This is a genomic window from Candidatus Magnetaquicoccus inordinatus (genome assembly GCF_004217665.1).
GTDB lineage: Bacteria > Pseudomonadota > Magnetococcia > Magnetococcales > Magnetaquicoccaceae > Magnetaquicoccus > Magnetaquicoccus inordinatus.
Map to the genome: position 1 here is coordinate 1 of NZ_RXIU01000184.1, position 1,925 is coordinate 1,925.

Below are 1,925 nucleotides of genomic sequence, written 5' to 3' on the forward strand. Positions count from 1 at the left end.
GCGATTGGCTTAGTCATAGTGACCGAAGCATAGCACAGAATCTAGCTTACAGTAAATAGGTTAACGCTTATGGGGCTTTGCCCTGCACCCACCAGGAGGAGATAATCTCCTCCTGGACCTCCATAATAATTTTCTGATTTTCAAATGCGCTTGCCCTGCATGCTTGCCTCCCAGCGCATCTCATGACAAAATGAGCGGTAAGATAAAATCATACCTGGACAAGTGGTTGTCCGTGGAGTAGAGTTCCCACTTTTCCGGTACGGGGCGTGGCGCAGACTGGTAGCGCACTAGCTTGGGGTGCTAGGGGTCGGAGGTTCAAATCCTCTCGTCCCGACCAAAATGTGATGATTGCAAGCGGTCCTTGGCCCCATCCATGACCGCTTTTTTTGTGTCTCGCACGCTTTCCCGCTGCTCAGGGAAAATCTGAAGGTGTCCTCATGAACGAAGAAAAAATTATCATCTTCGATACGACATTGCGTGACGGGGAACAATCCCCCGGTGCCGCCATGACCGTCGATGAAAAATTGCGCGTTGCCAAACAATTGGAAAAATTGCGTGTCGATGTGATCGAAGCCGGTTTTCCCATGTCCTCCCCTGGCGATTTTGCCGCTGTGCAAAAAATTGCCGCCTCGATTAAAGAGTGCAGCGTCGCCGGCCTCTCCCGCGCCACCAGCAAGGATATCGACCGTGCCTGGGAAGCGCTGCAGGGTGCGGCTGACCCACGTATCCATACCTTTATCGCCACCAGCCCGATTCATATGAAACATAAATTGAATATGAGTCCCGATCAGGTGGTAGAGGCCGCTGTGGCAGCCGTCCGGCACGCTTGTCGCTATACCAGTAACGTCGAATGGTCCGCTGAAGATGCCGGACGCAGCGACCTCGACTTTCTCTGTCGCATCGTGGAAGCGGTCATCGCTGCCGGTGCCCGCACCGTTAATATCCCCGATACGGTCGGCTATACCTTGCCCCACGAATTTGGTGCCCGCATCCGTACCCTGAGGGAACGGGTGCCCAATATCGATCAAGCCATCCTTTCGGTCCATTGCCATAACGATCTGGGTTTGGCAGTCGCCAACTCCCTGTCTGCCTTGCTCAATGGCGCCAGACAGGTGGAGTGTACCATCAATGGCCTCGGTGAACGGGCTGGTAACGCCGCCCTGGAAGAGGTGGTCATGGCCATCCGTACCCGCAAGGATCTGCTTCCCTTTCAGGTTGGCGTGGTCACTACCGAAATCAGCCGCGCCTCCAAATTGGTCTCTTCGATCACCGGCTTTCCCGTACAGCCCAACAAAGCCATCGTCGGAGCCAACGCCTTTGCCCATCAGGCGGGAATCCATCAGGATGGCGTCCTCAAAGAGGCCACCACCTACGAAATCATGACCCCCGATTCCGTGGGACTCTCCGCCAATCGCATGGTGCTCGGCAAACTCTCTGGTCGCCATGCCTTCCGTGATCGTTTGGAAACCTTGGGCTATCAACTCTCCCAGGAGCAGTTGGATCAAGCCTTCCGCCGTTTCAAAGAGGTGGCCGATAAAAAACAGGAGCTGTTTGACGAAGATTTGATCGCCCTGGTGGATGATGAGGTGATCCGTGAAGGAGAACACTATCGCTTGATCCGCCTGCATGTCGCCTCTGGAACCCAGGATACCCCTGTAGCAGCCGTGGAACTGGATGTCCAAGGCGAACGCCTGCGCGGTGCCAGTTGGGGAGCCGGTCCGGTCGATGCTGTCTTCCAGGCCATTGCGCAAGTTATTCCCGATTTGAAACAAGCTGGCCTGCAGCTCTATCAGGTCCATGCCATCACCGGCGGTACCGATGCCCAGGGCGAAGTCACGGTACGTTTGGAAAAAGGGGAGCGCGTCGCACAAGGTCAGGGTGCCGATTCCGATGTTATCGTCGCCTCAGCCAAAGCCCTGCTCAAC

At 55.5% G+C, this 1,925-nt stretch carries 1 protein-coding gene and 1 tRNA gene; both read left to right on the forward strand.

What is annotated here, in order from left to right:
- Nucleotides 1-260: 260 nt before the first annotated feature.
- Nucleotides 261-337: transfer RNA gene (locus tag EJP87_RS12150), tRNA-Pro, on the forward strand.
- A gap of 100 nt (nt 338-437) precedes the next feature.
- On the forward strand, nt 438-1,925 hold a 1,488-nt coding region (locus EJP87_RS12155), incomplete at its 3' end, for a 2-isopropylmalate synthase (RefSeq protein WP_130472147.1).